Source organism: Desulfopila sp. IMCC35008, assembly GCF_010646885.2.
Taxonomy (GTDB): domain Bacteria; phylum Desulfobacterota; class Desulfobulbia; order Desulfobulbales; family Desulfocapsaceae; genus Desulfopila.
This window is the reverse complement of record NZ_CP050700.1, coordinates 3,316,175-3,334,278: the sequence shown is the minus strand read 5'-3', so window position 1 is coordinate 3,334,278 and position 18,104 is coordinate 3,316,175. Positions and strand designations below refer to the sequence as shown.

13 protein-coding genes are annotated in these 18,104 nt (G+C 44.4%); 5 read left to right on the top strand and 8 right to left on the bottom strand.

The genetic code is table 11. The annotated features are described in order from the left end of the window. Nucleotides 1–167: 167 nt before the first annotated feature. The 7 genes from GA520_RS14515 to GA520_RS14485 all read right to left on the bottom strand — a co-directional run bounded on the left by GA520_RS14515 (nt 168) and on the right by GA520_RS14485 (nt 9,931). The gene (locus tag GA520_RS14515; protein ID WP_163340894.1) at nt 168–2,120 is read right to left on the bottom strand and encodes an alpha-amylase family glycosyl hydrolase; all 1,953 of its coding nucleotides are present in this window, start codon (nt 2,118–2,120) and stop codon (nt 168–170) included. 302 nt (nt 2,121–2,422) lie between these two features. Further along, on the bottom strand, nt 2,423–3,271 hold the full coding sequence (locus GA520_RS14510) for an HAD-IIB family hydrolase (protein WP_240910273.1): 849 nt from the start codon (nt 3,269–3,271) through the stop codon (nt 2,423–2,425). Next, complete coding sequence (locus tag GA520_RS14505; protein WP_163340911.1) at nt 3,258–5,429, bottom strand: HAD-IIB family hydrolase; 2,172 nt, start codon at nt 5,427–5,429, stop codon at nt 3,258–3,260. The genes GA520_RS14510 and GA520_RS14505 overlap by 14 nt, the downstream gene beginning before the upstream one ends. Nucleotides 5,430–5,646: 217 nt before the next feature. Next, complete coding sequence (locus GA520_RS14500) at nt 5,647–6,321, bottom strand: endonuclease/exonuclease/phosphatase family protein (RefSeq protein ID WP_163340896.1); 675 nt, start codon at nt 6,319–6,321, stop codon at nt 5,647–5,649. Next, nucleotides 6,321–8,417: a VTT domain-containing protein gene (locus GA520_RS14495; protein WP_240910275.1), complete on the bottom strand. Its 2,097-nt coding sequence runs from the start codon at nt 8,415–8,417 to the stop codon at nt 6,321–6,323. Before GA520_RS14495 ends, GA520_RS14500 begins: the two co-directional genes overlap by 1 nt. A gap of 84 nt (nt 8,418–8,501) precedes the next feature. Then, nucleotides 8,502–9,515: a DUF1566 domain-containing protein gene (locus GA520_RS14490; protein ID WP_163340900.1), complete on the bottom strand. Its 1,014-nt coding sequence runs from the start codon at nt 9,513–9,515 to the stop codon at nt 8,502–8,504. A gap of 128 nt (nt 9,516–9,643) precedes the next feature. After that, nucleotides 9,644–9,931, bottom strand: a complete 288-nt coding sequence (locus GA520_RS14485) for a hypothetical protein (RefSeq protein WP_163340902.1) — start codon at nt 9,929–9,931, stop codon at nt 9,644–9,646. A gap of 439 nt (nt 9,932–10,370) precedes the next feature. On the opposite strand from GA520_RS14485, the gene GA520_RS14480 reads away from it, so the two are divergent. Continuing rightward, on the top strand, nt 10,371–11,741 hold the full coding sequence (locus GA520_RS14480) for an NAD(P)/FAD-dependent oxidoreductase (protein WP_240910276.1): 1,371 nt from the start codon (nt 10,371–10,373) through the stop codon (nt 11,739–11,741). A 43-nt stretch (nt 11,742–11,784) separates the two neighbouring features. Here GA520_RS14480 and GA520_RS14475 read toward each other — a convergent pair whose 3' ends face one another. Further along, nucleotides 11,785–12,774: a bifunctional oligoribonuclease/PAP phosphatase NrnA gene (locus GA520_RS14475; protein ID WP_163340906.1), complete on the bottom strand. Its 990-nt coding sequence runs from the start codon at nt 12,772–12,774 to the stop codon at nt 11,785–11,787. Nucleotides 12,775–13,563: 789 nt separating this feature from the next. Here GA520_RS14475 and GA520_RS14470 point away from each other — a divergent pair. The 4 genes from GA520_RS14470 to GA520_RS14455 all read left to right on the top strand — a co-directional run bounded on the left by GA520_RS14470 (nt 13,564) and on the right by GA520_RS14455 (nt 18,040). After that, nucleotides 13,564–14,295 (top strand): PRC-barrel domain-containing protein, encoded by a 732-nt coding sequence (locus GA520_RS14470; RefSeq protein ID WP_163340908.1) that lies wholly within the window; start codon nt 13,564–13,566, stop codon nt 14,293–14,295. Nucleotides 14,296–14,692: 397 nt separating this feature from the next. Next, nucleotides 14,693–15,607: a site-specific integrase gene (locus GA520_RS14465; RefSeq protein ID WP_304511231.1), complete on the top strand. Its 915-nt coding sequence runs from the start codon at nt 14,693–14,695 to the stop codon at nt 15,605–15,607. Then, nucleotides 15,604–16,686, top strand: coding sequence for a transposase (locus GA520_RS14460; RefSeq protein WP_304511230.1), 1,083 nt, complete (start codon nt 15,604–15,606; stop codon nt 16,684–16,686). The genes GA520_RS14465 and GA520_RS14460 overlap by 4 nt, the downstream gene beginning before the upstream one ends. Nucleotides 16,687–17,374: 688 nt before the next feature. Next, on the top strand, nt 17,375–18,040 hold the full coding sequence (locus tag GA520_RS14455) for a response regulator transcription factor (protein ID WP_163341144.1): 666 nt from the start codon (nt 17,375–17,377) through the stop codon (nt 18,038–18,040). Nucleotides 18,041–18,104 lie beyond the last annotated feature (64 nt).

Genomic DNA, 18,104 nt, shown 5'->3' with positions numbered 1-18,104 from the left:
AATGATGGGCACAACATTTTTTGCCCATCACCCACTTCTTCTGTGGTTGTTCGTTATGTTGGTTCTTCTTGCAACCTTTACGTTCTACCAATAATACGGATACTTATAGTGATCGAAAATAGATATTTCAGGAATGCCAATTGAAATTGTGGGTTTTTAGAGAAAAACTACCTCTCAGACAACCAGTAAAAACTGTAACCCGGGATGACGAGACTGTTTTTAAAGATTTCCGGACGTTCCCCTTTAAATAAATCTACTAGTGATCGATATTGAACTCGCCAGTTGCTTATATCTTCGAGATTGAGATGCTGTGGTTTGTTACTGAAGTTGGCAACAACCAGTACTCGCTCACTTGGCTGTCGTATATGGTAACGTCCAAAAACAAAGAGATGCTGATTTTCGACTTCAATTAATTCACGGTTGTTGAAATCAGCAAAAACATCAATTTCCTTTCGTACAGCGATCATCCGCTTCAAGGCGGTGAATATTTGAAACTCAATAGTTCCCGGAGTGTTCCGTTTTTCTGCCTTATCCCAATCTATGGACGGCCGGTGTACCCAACGTGAGTCTCCATTTTTATTAGGATCATTTCGGTAGGAATCGTCATTTAATGTACCTATTTCATCTCCATAATAAAGAAGCGGGATTCCACCAAATGAGAGTATCATCCCATGCAGCAAAAGAATCAATTTGATTGAGTCCGTGATAGCTTGATTGTCTCCGGTATCCAGAACATGTTCAAGTCCGGCCAGGGAAGCCAGGGAACCTGATATACGTGTGTCGCCAGTCTTTGGGTTTTGCCCAAAAGGCAAGCCTCGGGCGTGAGATTCATCGTATTTCCCGGTGAAATACTCAATAAGAAATTTTCTGTGGTGACTGGGGTCATAGTCGCAAAGCATGATGTCGCGATCATCAAAACCAAGCCCTATGTCATCATGGCATCGCACATAGTTGAGCCAGGTCGCCCCGTCCAGTTTGACCGGCAGGTTCTTTATTCCCTGATTGAGCAAACGAGCATTTTTAGTTGCCACAGCGTCCCACAACAGCGCCATAAAGGTTGCATTATAGGCAATCTCACATTCCTTAGCTATGACAGCATCTTCTCCGAAATATTTTATAACTTCTACGGGAGCGACTATGGCCTCAGCAATAAAAACAACCCCTGGCGCTGAGACTTGACAACAGTCCTTCAGCAGTTGAAGGATCAGGTGAGCTTCACGCTCGTTTTGACAAGTGCTACCGATTTTTTTCCACAGAAAGGCTACTGCATCGAGCCTTAAGATATCGGCGCCCTGATTAGCCCAAAAAAGGAGAATGTTGAGCATCTCAATAAAGACGGCAGGGTTACTGTAGTTGAGATCCCACTGAAAATCGTTGAAGACAGTCATTACCCAGTGATTCATGTCTTCATCCCAGGTGAAATTTCCAGGGGCAGTTTCTGGAAATATTTCGGGCATACTCTGCTCGAACATATCCGGAATATTTCGTGTAGAGAAACAGTAGTAATAATCCTGGTATTTCTTCTCTCCTGCCTTAGCCTTCGTTGCCCAATAATGTTTGTTTGAAGTGTGATTGACGACAACATCGAGCACCAGTAGAATATCACGCTCTTTCATCTCGCCAGCGAGTGCTTGAAGATCCTCCAGCGTACCTACTTCAGGGTTGATCTCTCGAAAATCGCTAACCGCATAACCGCCATCACTGCTTCCTTCCGGGCAGCGCATAATCGGCATCACATGCACCAGGTTAACCCCTAACTCCTGGAAATAGTGTAACCTTTGCTGTAAATTATTCAGGTTTCCAGCAAATCCTTTACAATATAGGGCCATTCCAACTAACTGTTGACTGAGAAACCAGTTGTAGTCTTTTTCTCGGGCCAGATCAAGCTGACGGAGCGTTTCCGGTCGTCTGATATATTGGAGGGCCATGGTTTCAACAAGCTTTTGGGCCTGTTCTGCAAAATCGTCTCGATCGCCGTAAAGGTTCTGAAATAGGGAATGGATTCCGTAAAAGTTCGCTCCTAGGCGAGTATAAAAATGCCGCAAATCCTGTTCAGATATTTCAGGTTTGATACGGTTAAGAATATCATTCAAAAGTGTGTGGGATACTTGTTCGTACATACTTTACCTTAAAAACAATCAATGATTGATTATGCAGAGGGTAACTTCAAGGTTACTTGTATAAAAGTGAGGAAATGAGCTTCACATGGAAGTTCCAATCATTAACTGTTGCTCGACCCAGCCATATGACCTTACTCGCAAAAATACTTCTGTATACGTTTCAGCTGTGAGAACAAGCCGGCTTGATCACCATGAGCCTTTAAGTGATAGGTAATATTATAAGCAGTGCACTGCCAGGATCTGTTATTCGGTTGGTAAACAATCGAATAGCTATTCACAAAATATAAAGTCAGGATGGTTCTTTATGAAACACGGACTTTTTTAATAATCTCTGGCAAATAGAACGAAATGCCCTGTAAAACACCGGCAGAATAGTTCCCACCTAATGTAAATGACTTTTGATTTGCCAGATAAAGGGCTCTTGGCCAACCATTTTTTTCGGCCAGTTCAAATGCCTGCTTTTTGATATTTTCATCAGCATTAGCGACAAGAACCGAGGGTATCTGACTTCCCAGTACAGGGAGGTCGTTGCCACTGTCACCGCAAAATATCGTTTCTTCCAGGCCAAAATCGAGATACTTCTGTAAAAATTCGATGGCGTGTAATTTCGTGGCATTCTGAGGCAGTATATCAAGTAAACCGACTTGTTCCGGTTCATCTATACTCATGATAAGACTGGTGGCTATGCCCAGCTGCATCAGCAGTTGATCAACTTGCTTAAGGATGTTTGTATGATCACTATTCACGGGTAGATAATAACTTAGCTTATAATCATTCTGTTTGCAACGCTCCTGTATTTTCAGCTCCGGCAGCCCTCTAAGTTTCTGCTGTAATTGATTATGGGTTTGGCCCTGCCAGTCTTTTGCTATCTGTTCCTGCCATGATAACAATTCAGTCCAGTTAGTATCTGTTTTCTGGTATATTTTTGTACCTACGTCAGTGATTACGTAAGCAGGTTCCGGCAGATTGAATCTCTCAATTGCCTCTACAACGAGTTCCAGGTGTCGTCCGGTAACATAAGCCAAAGTGATTTCAGGTAAGCTGCAGAGTTGACGGAATTGCGCACGAGCATCCGGATGTTCAGGGTGATTACCATTGGGGATAATCGTTCGGTCCATGTCTGTACATAGCAGTAATCTATTGGTCATCATTGCTCTTTTTTATCTCTTTTGGGTCTTTGCAGGAATGAAAAAAATCGTAATATTCGAGTGCCTCTAAGATGCCTGCTGCATTTGGAAGCTTTGAAAAATAGATTCGCTCAATATCATCCAACTGTGACAACTCTTCATGGTGTCGATTGGCAACCACCGCTGCCAGAGTGTTCCCGCGCATCATATCTTCATCAGCTCCTGATCCGCCGGCAACAAAAACAGATTCAAGTGGGATGCCCAGTTGTTCAACTACGTAACGTAAAGCCATGCCTTTTGATGCACGGAGTGGGAGAATGTCAAGAAACTGGCCAAAGGCGGTCTGGATGAAAAAGGTCAATTCCTCCCTGTTTAGCAACTGTTTGATCTCCTCAGCATCAATTACTTCTGGATCAATATAGTAACTGAGCTTAAAACGACTCTGCTCACAACTTGGTTGAATTTTCAAACCCGGAAGTTCGGTGAGGAGGGTCCTTATTTTTCGTGGTGACCATTGATAGTCTATATGCTTTATCCATGCAGTATCGGTCGTTAGCTTTGGGGCGTGATAGATTTCGCTACCACTACTCGTAATAAGCACATCCGGCTCTGGTATTTTATGCTTTTTCATAAGTTTCAGGGCGGAATCGAGGCGTCTTCCCGTAGCGATTATAAAGTGGCTACTGGTACGATTTTGCCTGAGGAGCCCTGCTAGCTGGTGAAGCGACTGCTTTTTGCCTATCAGGTTATGGTCAAGGTCACTTACAACGGCACGATCCCGATATAGAGCAGTTCGTTTTTTCACCGGAATTCGAAGTAACTGTTCGGAACGTTCAGCGATTGGTTTTACAATTTCAAGGTAACGCTTTGCGTGTGCATCCCATGAGTAATTTTCCTGAACACCAGTCAAACCATTGGTAGAAAAACTCTGCCATAAAGCCTTATCTCGAAGAAGTTTTATGAGAGCGTCTGAGATGCTTTCCGGTTCTAAAGGATTTACAAGAAACCCATTATTACAGTTGGCAATAATATCTTGAGGGCCACCATCTTCAGTCGCCACAATTGGCAACCCGCAAGCTGCAGCTTCAATCAGGGTCAAGCCAAATGGCTCAGTAAGGGCTGGATTGACAAAGACCCCTCCAAGTGCTGCGGCAATCCTATAAATTTCTGGAACCTGATGACGCTGATGGTGTTTGGGCAGAGTCACTTTGCCGTAAAGATCATAGCGGTCAATTGCGACCAGCAGTTCATGAAAAACCTCCTGCGCGCCAACTTCAAGCTCATCAATATCGTCTCTGTTGCCAGCAATTATGAGTAGATTAGATAACTCCTGCAATTCGTCTGAGAGCCCAAAAGCTTCTATAAGTGCGGTGATATTTTTACGTCTGTCTGGTCGAGAAAGGGCCAGAACAATCGGTTTGTGTGGTGTTTTCAAATGCTTTGCCAGCTCATCGAAGAAAGGTGTTACTACTTCTTCACCTGTTCCAGGAGTGAACTGATTAAGATCGGTTCCCGGGGGAACAACACGCATTTGATCAGGTTGATAATGATCATAGAGCTCATATTGTTCAACAATTTCCTGACGAGTACTGGTTATTACCCGTTCCGCAGAAGCCAAGGCCGATTCTTCCGCCTCAATTCGTCTACTCATATTGAAGCGAGTTTCAATTTCCTGCGCTTTCAAACCGCTTGCTAGAAGTCGACTCCGTTTGACACGGCCCAGGGAGTGGCCAGTGTGAACTTGTGGTATTCCAAGAAGGCTGGCAAGGTGAGCACCAACGTATCCTGCGTCGGCATAATGGCTATGAATAATATCTGGGACGCAATCACTGCTGCGAAAAAAATCAGCCAGATTGTCTGTAAAAAAATCGAGATGTTCCCAGAGTTCTTCCTTGGCAAGATATGCCTCGGGCCCAGCATCAATACGCACAATTCGAAGGTTTTTTTCAAGTTCCTCTATAGGTTTCGCATAATCACTGGAGACATTTTCATCGGTCACACGCTGGGTAATGAGGTCAACCTTAGTAACACCAGGCTGTCTGGCCAGGGCTTGGGCAAGTTCAACGACATAGAGTGTTTGTCCGCCAGTGTCTGCATCGCGGCCCAACTCCAGATTGTGCCACCGGATCAATCCATGTATACTTAGCAGGACAATATAAAGTCCATTCTTAGGTTTGCTCATCATTCACTCTTCTTGTCAAGATTAGCGTTCTCAAAAAAAATATATTCCTACCCACTCTTGTCCAAAATAGTTTTAATACTAAGAATTCTCCTGATAGCAGGTGGTACGAGGTTTTCATGCCAATTACTTCGAATTGGCAACATTAAATATACAATTTGTGGAGGGAGGGGCGCAGTTTCCATTATTGACGACCTTCTTCCGTACCTCCTCTGTTGTTTTAAAGAGCTATGTCTGCTACCAATGGCAAATGATCTGAAGCGACACGGCTCAGCTTTGTGGAGTGTGTTCGTATTTTTGTAATTTTATTTGCAGGCCGAACCAGTATTCGATCTAATTTGAGAAAAGGTCTTATCGCTGGGAAAGTTGCCGGAGAATGGACCTTTGTAAACCTTCGTTGCAACTTACGAGAGGGCCACCATAGATTCAAGTCCCCAAGCAGAATGCTCATATCGGCATCTACCACATTAATTATCTTTAATAATTTATCAATCTGCTGGTGTCGCTCCGGGATACTTAGGCCAAGATGAGTCGCCCACAATACAACATCCTGACAATTATGGTTTAATGCTACTTCGATCACACCGCGTGGCTCTCGTCCCTTCACGCTGATATCAACACGGTTGACTACAGAAATAGGCAGGCTTGACAGAAGAGCGTTGCCATACCGCGATTCAGCCACAGTTAGCGTAAACCCCTCAACAAGTTTCATTTCTGTTGAGGCCGCTATATGGGCCAGCATATCATCCGATATTTCAGGATGTGAGGTAACCTCCTGCAGAGCAACAATATCGGCATTTATTTCACCAAGAACATCAGCGATCCTTCTGGGATTCTTGATACCATCCCGTCCCATACCCTGGTGGATATTATATGTAGCAACTCGCAGAGACATCACGATCCTTGTAGTTTTTTCTTATATAAATATCGGTTTTTTATCCATTTTCGAAAAGAAACCAGGGTGATGCCGAATAAAACGACTACTATAAACAGAGCTGCAAAGGTTGTGATATCTGGTCGACGCAAAGATTCAAAGAGTCTGTCGGCAACAAAGGAAATTGCTGTAATTCCAGGAATTATACCTATAAGAGTACCTATAAAGAAATCCCTCAAAGAAATTGCTGATACTCCGGCCATGAGATTGATTAATGAAAAAGGGGCCACAGGAATAACCCGAAAGGCTATGACTGCCATGAGACCGGATTTTGAAAGTCGCTGGTTCACCCGATTAACGAGACTGCCCGAAAACCGGCTAACAATATTTTTACCTAGAACATGACCAAGCAAAAACACCATCACTGCACTGAGTGTTGTACCGAGCAATGCATACCACCCACCCCACCATGGACCGTATACTATTATAGTCGCCATAATCAGCAGGGTGACTGGAAACGAAACCAGACCTAAAACGACATACGCCAAGGGAACCAATAGAGGACTGAATGGATGGGCTTCGAGCCACCGGGCAAACTCTGTTACTGAGTGAATATTGAGATATTGCACTAAGGGAGTCCAACGCCAGATCGCTGCAAACAATAGAACGATCACTATCATCACGATAATTTTCAAAAAATGGTGGTAGGCAGGTCGTTGGCTTTTCGGGCTGATAAAATAATCTAGAAACTCTTCAGGTTCGACTGGTTTTTCCGGGTCGAGAAGCTCTGACTCGGGCAGCCACTGATCTATTTTTCCCTCAATTTTACCTTTTAGTGGTATCAGAGTTCGATCTCCTTCGCGCAAGGAGTCGATTGCTTTTCTAAGCGAACCAGACTCAGCGAACACTTCAGCCACTTCGCTTTCCGAAACGCCAAGATGTTCTGCTAGCAAACGATTGCGAACAGACGTTATAGTTTTAGCAGTTTCCCCTCCCTCTTCACCAACAATGGAGAGATCACACTCTGAATCAAGGCCAAGAGATCTATTGCTGAGGTTAGAGGAACCTACGCGTGCAAAACACCCATCTATGATCATTACCTTTGCATGCACCATAAGCGTGACATATGGATGCGTTGCCAATTGTGGGTAGTAAACACGCAATCGATCGTGAACATCGGCCTCCCACAAGGTAAGCAATATCCTGTTACGCAACACATCCATAGTATGTTGTTCTAGCCAACCTCCTGTCTTTAATGGTAAAATTATAATAACCTCAGGGCCGTTTTCCTCACTTAGTCGCTTTGCGATCGCCTCTCCTATCCGATAAGAACTGAGATATTGGTTTTCAATGTAAATGGAGCTGCGTGCCCTGGCTATACTATCCAGATAAAGCCTTTCTACTTCCCGAATTTCATCGTATTCTTTATATTTTGGCCGGGTCCGGCTTATCGCGACGGATATATTTTTAAAATCAGGTGTCACATCGACCGGCCAGATATCCGACACTTTCTTTTGGTTCACTTCCAGCGCCGCTTCTCCGCAGGCTCGATACCAGCGCTCCCGAACCAGCTTCCCGAGAACCACAGCGGCCTCACCATCAACCATCATCTGTACATCGTGAAACGGTGGATATGCTTTGCCGTCAGGATCAATACGCCGCTCATCGTCGGGCCGATGCTGCGAAGTATCCCAGCGCCACTTGCTGATATCAAGGCCGCCGGCAAAAGCTACAGCATCATCGATAACGACAATTTTCTGATGCTGGGATGCACCGACAGGGTGTTCACCGTCAAGGCAAAAATGAATACGTTTATGGGTGCGCCATTTTAACTTGTAGCGTGGAAAAAATTCCCGCTCCATGGCGTAAATCATGGCAAAATCCCAACTCAAAAGATAAATATTGAGCCTCTTTCTTTTTCTCACCAGACAATCGAGGAACTCTCCCAGAGTTGCCGGATACTCGTCGCTCTGGCCATTGCGCAACAGACGCAGACCACTGTGCAAGTCCCAGCCAACAATGATGATCGACTGATGGGCCTTTTGCATTGCTGCATGCAAAGCCGCAAAGTAGGCTTCCCCATCAACAAGGATCGAAACCCGACTAGCGGGTTTCACCAGCCAACAATTTCCTTTTGGTTTAAATATTCTTTCCACTGGCACTCGCCCGGATCATAGTGGTTAGCTAAATGATGCCTTCAATTATGGTATCTCCATTGACAGAACCGGCCAGAGAGCAAAATCACTGTTTTTCTTATAGCCCACGCCAACAGCTCCTTTTACCAAATACAGCACATAGGCCCAATCGGTTGCAAATGAGCTGGTGGTTGAAGACCAATAAGACTGCTGGATATCAGAAAAAGGGTGTTCCGGTGGGAGTGCCGGACTATGGGATGATGCATCGACAAGACTCTCTAACTCATTGATGGTCGGCAATCGCCAGGGTAGTCCTGTTTCCTGTGCATAGCAACCAACCGTTGTTAGAGCTTCAATCCAGGTGGTAGTGACTTTGCCTAAACTTCCGTGAGCATGCCAGGTAAGGCCTGTCAACTCATCGGAAACACCAAATTCCGATTGGGTAAACCGAGGTCTGGGCCAGGCAATCCCGGTAAGAAGAGATGCATCCTGCTTGCTCTCATCACAGGACATTACCGAACCTCGTTCATCGTAACACTGTTCTGCCCCGGTGCAGGCCAAAATGTCGGAGTGACCGCAGACCGGCCAAAGCCAATAATATCCGTCCTTATTGCCATAAAACATTCTGCCACCCTCCAGGTGTACGTACCATGCATATCTTGTCGCGATAGCAGCGGTGGTCGATGTCCAGAACCAACCAAGAAATATATTTTTGAAAGGATGACCTCTGGTAAGCGCAGGTTTTTTTGAGCTGTGATCAATAAGACTTCGCATCTCACGTCGATTCGGCATCCGCCAGTCGTTTCTGCCGTATCGCACTTCTTTATTCATCTGCTCAACAAATTCCAACCCTTCCTGCCAGCTCAATGGGTAACCGGATGGACAACTGTTTTTTGTCCAGGTAAGACCTGTAGCCCTGTCCACTACAAGATAGTCGCAGGTCGTTTCAAAGCGCTCGGCAGGCCAGTCAATACTGGTCAGAAATTCAGCATCCTGACCCGAATCGCGGCATTCAATTACATCACCTTTTTCATTATAACAACGTTTCAAACCAGTAGACAGAATATGGCTGGAATTCATTACTGTTTATTCCTCCTTGCCTCACCTATTCTAATACATTCATTGTGGGGTATTAACAGAACAAGCCCGTCATGAAAAATATCCATTTACTTACTGATAGTTAGTTACATCGAGCCAAAGGAATGATATCAATTTATTTTAACCCTGGCAGCTTCAATGGCATCCTCTACGTCCTGTTGGAGGTTCTCAATTTCATTTTTTAAGATAGTCTGGTCGACTATGCCGCTCTCATCAAAGACCGCGAGTTTTTCTATAACTGCTTGTTCTTTGGCCACTATGTCTTCGATCACCTGATAATGCTCAATCTGATCATCCGGTTTGGTTACTTCCGCGATTATTCTGAACTTAAGAACTTCTGCATTCCAATTTTTTATTTCTTTTTCAATTTCGCTAACAAAATTATTCTCGTCGATCATTGTATATTCCTCCTTCTTTATACTGCTAAATTTCGTGTTGGTTCACTTCCGTTCTTCTGATGCTTTCTGGTTGTGTATGATAATTTAGTCATGACACATGACTAAATACATACATTGAAGACACTAGATCACTCGGTTCATCACAGTATTATCCAGAAATATCCTCCTCAATGAGGATATTGTTATTGAACTTAATAGTCGCTGTTAGATGGAAACCATGGAGTGGAAATGACGATACGCTCCTTAAAAGAGTTCTTGCGTACTCAAGGAACACGACTTGAAACAGATTGACGCAATAGCTAGAATATTCCTATGAAATATAAATATATAGCAAACAGGATATTTTTTAAGTACCAGCGTCTGTCGATGTTGTGATACAAAAACTGCCTCAATGCGCAACAGATTTATCTCACGCCAAATAGACACAAGGAGACAATTCATGGAGAAATATGATGTCATCGTTATTGGAACCGGCACAGCTGGGCAGACTGCCGCATTTGATCTCGCAGCAGAAGGACATAGTGTTGCCATTATAGAAAGCAGTAATACGCCGGGAGGAGTTTGTGCTCTTCACGGTTGCCAGGCAAAAAAATGGTTCTATGAAGTGTCTGAAATTGTTGCCCGCTGCAACCATCTTCAGGACATGGGAATTACAACTCTTCCACGGGTTGACTGGCAGCAAATTCTCATAGAGAAAAATACATTCACATCTAAGGTACCGGAAAATACCATAAACAACCTCCGAGGAAATGGCACCACATTCATTGAAGGACAAGCAACATTTATCGATAAATTCACCGTATCCGTCAATAACTCCAACCTTAAAGCCTCCGCCTTTATTGTCGCCACTGGCGCAAAACCTATGATCCTGCCCTTTGAGGGAAATGAATATATGATAACAAGTGACGAGTTTCTTGAGCTGAAAACTCTACCTGGACGTGTCGCTTTTATTGGCGGCGGATTCATCTCCTTCGAGTTTGCACACTTCACGGCTCGTCTGGGTTGCCGGAAAGGAGATGTCTATATTCTCGAAGCAAAAGACAAAGTGCTGTCTCCTTTTGATCAAGACATGGTCCGACAGCTTGTAGAAGCTTCAGAAACTGAGGGAATCAACATTCAGACCAATGTCTCTATCGTATCAATACAAAGGAGCCGCAACGGTTATACCGTTGTATTGGAATCCGGTGCTGATCTGGAAGTAGATCTGATTGTCAATGGCGCCGGCCGTGCTCCAAACATTGACTCATTGAACCTGCCTGCCGCAGGTGTGGAGTTTTCCAGAAAGGGTATCACGGTTGATCAGCATATGAAAACTTCTGCGGATAATATTTTTGCAATCGGCGATTGTGCAGAAAGTCTCCAGTTTGCCCGGGTGGCCGATATGGAGGCACATGTTGCAGCAAGGTCGATAATTGATGCAAAAAACAGTGAACTGTCGGCCAGTATTGATTACAGCGCAACGCCTTCAGTCCTTTTCACCTATCCGCAACTGGGTTTTTTAGGAAAAACAGAAGAACAGCTTAAAGAGGAAAACATCAATTATTGGAAAAGTTATGATACACATCTCAGCTGGCCGACATATCGCCGAGTTGGCTTGAAATATGCGGCCTATAAAATTATGGTCGACAAAAATGATCTCATACTCGGTGCACATTTCATATCTGACAACACAACTGGTCTGCTCAATACCTTTAAGCAGGCAATGATAGACAAGGTTCCTGTTACCAAGCTTTACGAGAACAATATTATGACGCCTTATCCTTCACGGGAAAGCGATATTCTCTACATGTTAGGCCCGTTTGTTGAGTAGAGCAGAGCCTGTTGGGCCTGGAAATGCCACACCGAGAAGTGTGTTAACGTTTTCTTATTTTATCGGCAATATACTTACTGATTTTCGATAGATTTTCTGTGTCGTCCAGAAGAGCTGAAAGTGGTATCTCTGCCCTCGCTGCGCTCCTATGTCCTCCAGCAGAACCAAGTTTGCCGAACAGTCGCTTTGCAACCTTTCCCGCATCTAGCCGAAAACCTACATTCCTCATAATAATAATTAATTTCTTACCATAAATTCCGGAGACGATGCACCAGGTAGCCTCCGCCATCTTCATAAAAAAATCGGCGAGAATTACCAGTGCATCGGCATCCTTTACCACACCCATATGGATATAGGCTGTATCACCGATAAATTGCAGCTCTTCGAAAGCCTTGCGGAATGCGGCCACATTTTTCTTGTTTATTTCAGATGATTCAATTTTCTTGATAATATTGATATTGACGTAGGGATAAAGATACCTAAAAGCTTTGACATCAGCACTGGTTGAGGTTCTGGTAAAATTATCAGTGTCGGTTTTGATTCCGTAAAACAGAGCAGTGGCTAGCTTTCTTGAAGGAGTAACGTCTGCTGCCTTGAGGTATTCCGTCATAATGGACGAAACGGCACCGTATTCCTCGCGTATATCAATGAAAGGGACTTTCAGCAAAGGATCGGGCGGATGATGATCAATAATAATACTGAAGTCGGTATTGTTTAAAGATTTATGATGATGTGGTTGTGAGTCAACCATGACCCACTTCGTCACCTCACTGGTGTTCACCTTTGTAATGTATGGGACGGTAATCTTCAAATCTCTAATCATAGTGAGATTATCCGAACGTTTAATGGCATTGACCCGGCAGAGAAGAGTCTTCTTTACCTTTCTCCAGAATAGTCTTTTTAAAGCCAAAGCACTCGCAATGGCATCCGGATCGGCAACAATAAGGATACAGACGATATCATCGGTCGAGACAGTCTCAAGAAGCCTTTCATAACGGCCTTTATGGCTGGTTGACGGAGTTGGAGAGCTCATAAGGTGTTTTCCATGAAGAAATACTCCCGTCTCTGCTGGCAGCTGCCAGCCCGGAAGTGTATATATAAGTTAACTGTAACCATTCGTCCTTATTAACATAGGTTTTAGGATATTTTCATTTGCCCCAACCCGAGCGCATTACCTATAACTGAGCCAGAAGAGACGCTCATTACAATCGCCGTGATGAACAAAATGTTCTGCTCATGTCCTCATACTCGGTCATGAGTGCGACCAACCCAATAATCACACCGTCGCGTCCCCAAACTCTGTCATAGTTTGCCTCTTGTGGGGACTTACTATTAAAAAACATCTTCGAAGCAAAGTGATAGAATGAGCAATGGAAACATGACGTTCATTGGCATTTTGAAAACCTTTTAATAATTTAAGAAAAATTAGCGGAAATGGATATCAGGTAAACCCAGTATTAGTACTCACACAACACCCTAACCTCACCGACTCTACTCGCAGATTATCGTTATCTAAAACTCATTACAGAAGGCGCTTCTCAACTCTCAACCATGAACTCGCTCATGTTACAATTACCAAAAAGCTCCTGAAGCGCAGCACAGAATCATTACATAGAAGAAGGTTACACAGGGAAGTTAACCCACCAATAGAGAGCGTCATTGCACTCTCCCAGGCAACTACTCTATCTATTTTAACAAAATAAGTTCTTCTACCCATTTTCTGGTTACCAGCCGCATCTTAATATATTTAAGAAAAGAATACTGGTCTTCATTTCCTGTCAAAGCAGGAATGGGGTGCAATAAAAAAAAATGGGAGGGAATAATGACTAGTTTGAAAAGTATTAAGGAGATGCAGGGATATGAACTAGGTGCCCAGGATGGCAATATAGGACGATGCAATGATTTTCTCTTTGATGATAGCACTTGGACAGTCCGCTATCTTGTTGGTGATACTCATAAATGGCTTCCAGGACGCAAGGTGCTTATATCCCCAATTTCTATTGGTTCGGCGGAACAATCAACGCAGACAATCAGTGTAGGGCTCACTAAAGAACAAATAAAAAACTCACCAGATCTCGGCGTCGATGCTCCAGTCTCAAGACAGTATGAAATACTTTTCAATCATTATCATGACTGGGGAAACTATTGGGAAGGGCCTTTGACTTGGGGGCACTATCCATTTCCTCGTCTGCTGCAACGAACAGAGGATTTACAAAAAGAAGTAGCCAATGATAAAGAGGAAAATCACCTTCGATCGAGCCACGAAATACTTTCTTACTCCATTAAGGCAACTGATACCAAAATCGGCCACGTTGAGGATTTTATTGTCGATGAGGAAACCTGGTTAATAAGATATCTTGTCGTTGATACCAGCAACTGGTTACCAGGTAGTCGAAAGGTCATTATTTCACCAGACTGGGTTGAGCATATTGAGTGGAGTGATGGAAGCGTTGAGGTCGGCGTTTCTAGTAAACAGATAAAAAACAGCCCTGACTATGACCCAGACATAACTTTAGACCGTGATTACGAAACATCTGGTGGCACGGGCGGGTGAACTACCAGCCACCTTTAAGCACACTGATGATGCAGGAGTTCCTGATCGAGCAATCATCGGCCTGGGGGACTAGCAGCACATTTCACTCTCATGGGCAACCTTTCAACACTTGTTGCAGCGGCAAGCCTCTCTTTTCTCTTCACTTTCACAGTTGTATGTGCCTTAGCTTTCTGGCATAGAGCAGGGAGCCGGTTTGTCACTAGTATGGGTACACTGGGCACTGGAGCAGCGACATCGACCTTAATGATCTGGTTGGACGAAGCCGCTACGCGGCAGACACCCTCCGAAACATATCAAGTTGCATTTTGTAACCCATTGCTTTTTCAGTAATAAGAACGAGCCGACAATGCAAGATACTTTTGTCGGCAGCAACCCTTATTACTTGAAGGAGGTTACAATGAACTGCAAGATGCCAAGCGATCCGCAATTTTCGACACATTATCAAAAACACCTCAAGTGCCTGAAACTCAACGGCCTGCAACCAAAAACAGTGGAGGCGTACTCCCGGGCGCTCAGGCGCATCGGCAACTATTTCGATGGCGAAATTGCCGACCTTTCCCCAGACGAGTTACTCGACTATTTTCACGACCTGTTGGAGTCCAGATCCTGGAGCGCGGTCAAACTCGATCTCTATGGCCTGAAATTCTTTTACACCCATGTCTTGAATAAACCATGGCAGGATATTCCCCTGGTCAAGCCGCCGAAAACCTCGAGGATCCCGGACATATTGTCCGTTGAGCAGCTCAATGCCTTACTGGCGGCAACCACCACCATCAGCTACAAGGTCTTTTTCTTTACCGCCTACAGCATGGGATTACGCCTTGGCGAAGGGATCAACCTGAAAGTTGGCGATATCGACCGCACCACTATGCGGGTCCATGTTCGAAACGCCAAAGGCAACAAAGACAGACTGGTGCCGATAACTGACTATACGCTCCATGTATTGAGATCCTTTTGGCAGATGCACAGGCATCCGCAGTTTATTTTCCCCAATCGCAAAAGAGGGTTGAAAAAGGCCCACCTGGCCGAGACTCCTCTGGACCGGGGCGGTATTCAGGTCGCAATGAAAACCGTTGTCGAGGAGCTCGGGATCAAAAAACAGATCTCTTGCCACTCGCTCCGTCACGCCTTCGCCACCCATTTGCTGGAAGCTGGTGTCGATCTCGTCGAATTGCAGCAGATTTTAGGGCATGTCAGCATCCTGACCACCGCGCGATATACGCACTTAACCACAAAAACCAAAAACAATGCCTATCAGGCAATCAACACCCTGGTTCATTCCGTTGATATTCAGTGGGGAGGTTGGAAATGATTCTTCTCTCCTCCATTATCAACCATTTCGAAACGACTTTTCTTGAGAAGTACCAAGATGTTCTCTTGCCCGGCCATAAAAAAGCGCTGCGTGATATGAAACGGTGCAGGTCGAAGCAGGGGTTGCATATGCTGGCAAGCTGCTCCGACCTGGACTGCACCGAGCGGGTATATATCCCGCATTCCTGCGGCAACAGGAACTGTCCCCATTGCCAGAACCACGAAAACTGGCAATGGATTGAAAATCAACTCGACAAGCGGTTGCCCGCCACCTATTATCTGGCCACCTTTACCTTGCCGCAACAACTCCGCGACCTCACCTGGAAGAACCAGAAGCTCATCTACTCACTGATGTTCTCCTGCGTCCAGGATGTTCTGAAGACATTTACCAGCAACGATAAAAAACTGCGTGGCTCGGCAGGATTCACCACCGTATTGCATACCAAAGCCAGAAATCTCGATTTTCATCCCCATATCCATGTGGTCATGCCCGCTGCAAGCATCAATGAGAAAAGTGGCATGTGGCGGGTGAAATCCGCCGGCTATCTTTTCAACCATAAGAACCTGGCCAAGGTCTTCAGGGCAAAACTGCTGGAGGCCGCTGTCGACCAGGGACTGTACGTCCCTGCAACTACCCCGAAAGATTGGGTGGTTGACTGCAGGGATGTCGGCAACGGCGATAAGGCCTTCATCTATCTCGGCAAATATCTATACAAGGGCGTCATTCAAGAAAAGGACATTCTGCGCTGCGAGAATGGCGAAGTCACATTCAGATACATGCATGCTGAAAGCAAAGCGTATCGAACCAGGACCGTTAGCGGAGAATATTTTCTCTACCTGTTGATGCTCCATGTTTTACCGAAAGGTTTTCAAAGAACGAGATGCTACGGCTTTCTCCATCCCTGCAGTAAAAAACTTTTAAAACTCCTGCAGTTGGTAATGAGGAAACCTCTCTTTTTCATGCTCAAACGGAAAAAAGAGCGGGCAACAATCACCTGCCCACGATGCGGCAAGCCAATGAATATCGTAAAAACACGCATTCGTAAACCGACCGCCTTGCTGACTGCTTGCTTAACCTGAACATGATAGGAAAAACGGTTATGTGACCTACAAAGACATACGCCTTTTCAAAATCCGATTTTATCGGCAATGGGCAACTATGCCTAAATATGGGCAATTTCCGTCTCGACTGAAGCTTCCAACCTGAAAAAACAGGTAAGAGAGCAAGAGACTATTTTTTTTCTCCTTCCCAATTGCCCTGTTCACCACCCCAGCATAAAAAAGCAATTTTCTATAATAGAGACCGGGCTTGTCCAACAAACGGTTCAGATTGTGGCTCGCTGCGCTCTCACAATCTAACCTTATTCGTTAGTCAACGAGGATTTATTTACTCTCTGTGTTTTTGAGAGGCTTGGTGCTGGTTACTGTTTTTTTACGTTCACTCATTCTTCGCTATTTGTAAGTCATGGTTGATTAGGTTAAAAAAAACCTGCAAAACTAAACTATCTGGTGATATTTTCAGAATGCGAGGAATAGCTGAAGAGATACTTAAAATGAGGCAAGAAAAGACCTTACTATTTGGCTATAATTACCGCCTTCCCACTCCTGTATCAATTATACGGGCACAACACAACATATCCGATACCCCCCTGTAGATGCATCGCGTATTAAAAACACGATGGACATATCCCTGGTTCGCTTTTATGGTATATTTTTCTTAACATGAACGAGGATTGCCCATTAACAAATTTCATCAAATGTGATGCACATGCATAAGAAACACAAAGTCTTCATCGTCGAAGATCACCAATTGTTTCGAGAAGGTTTGAAATCAATGCTCAACAGTCGTGGTGATATTGAAATAGTTGGAGACGCTGAAGATGGTTTAGATGCAATCCGAAAGATCAGGCAAGTAAAACCCGAAATGGTATTACTCGATCTTTCCATCCCAAAGATCAGCGGCATTTCGGTGATGAAGGAGATAAAACGAGATCTTCCCGAAATCAAAATCCTTGCATTGACGATACACGAGTCGGATCAGTATGTTCTTGAAGCATTTGACGCGGGAGTAAATGGTTATTGTATAAAGGATGCAAGCCGGAAGGAATTAATGGTTGCAATCGACAGTGTCTTACAGGGAAAGTCCTATATCAGCCCGGGAATATCAGATCAGGTAATTGAAGGTTATCTAGATAGTAAAAAAACACTCAAGGAAGAAAGTGACTGGGACACCGTTACTCAACGCGAAAGAGAAGTCCTGAAACTTTTGGCCGAAGGGTATTCAAACAAGGAGATTGCTGGTTTTCTCCATATCAGCGTGAAAACGGTTGAGAAGCACCGCTCAAATCTCATAAGTAAACTGGATTTACACAATGTTGCTCAACTGACTACCTTTGCTATTCAGAAAGGACTTGTTGAAGCCAAAATAATGTAGCAGCCTTATTTCAACACCTTGGTACAAACAAAAATGAGCTATTAGGTATGGAACTCTACCAATA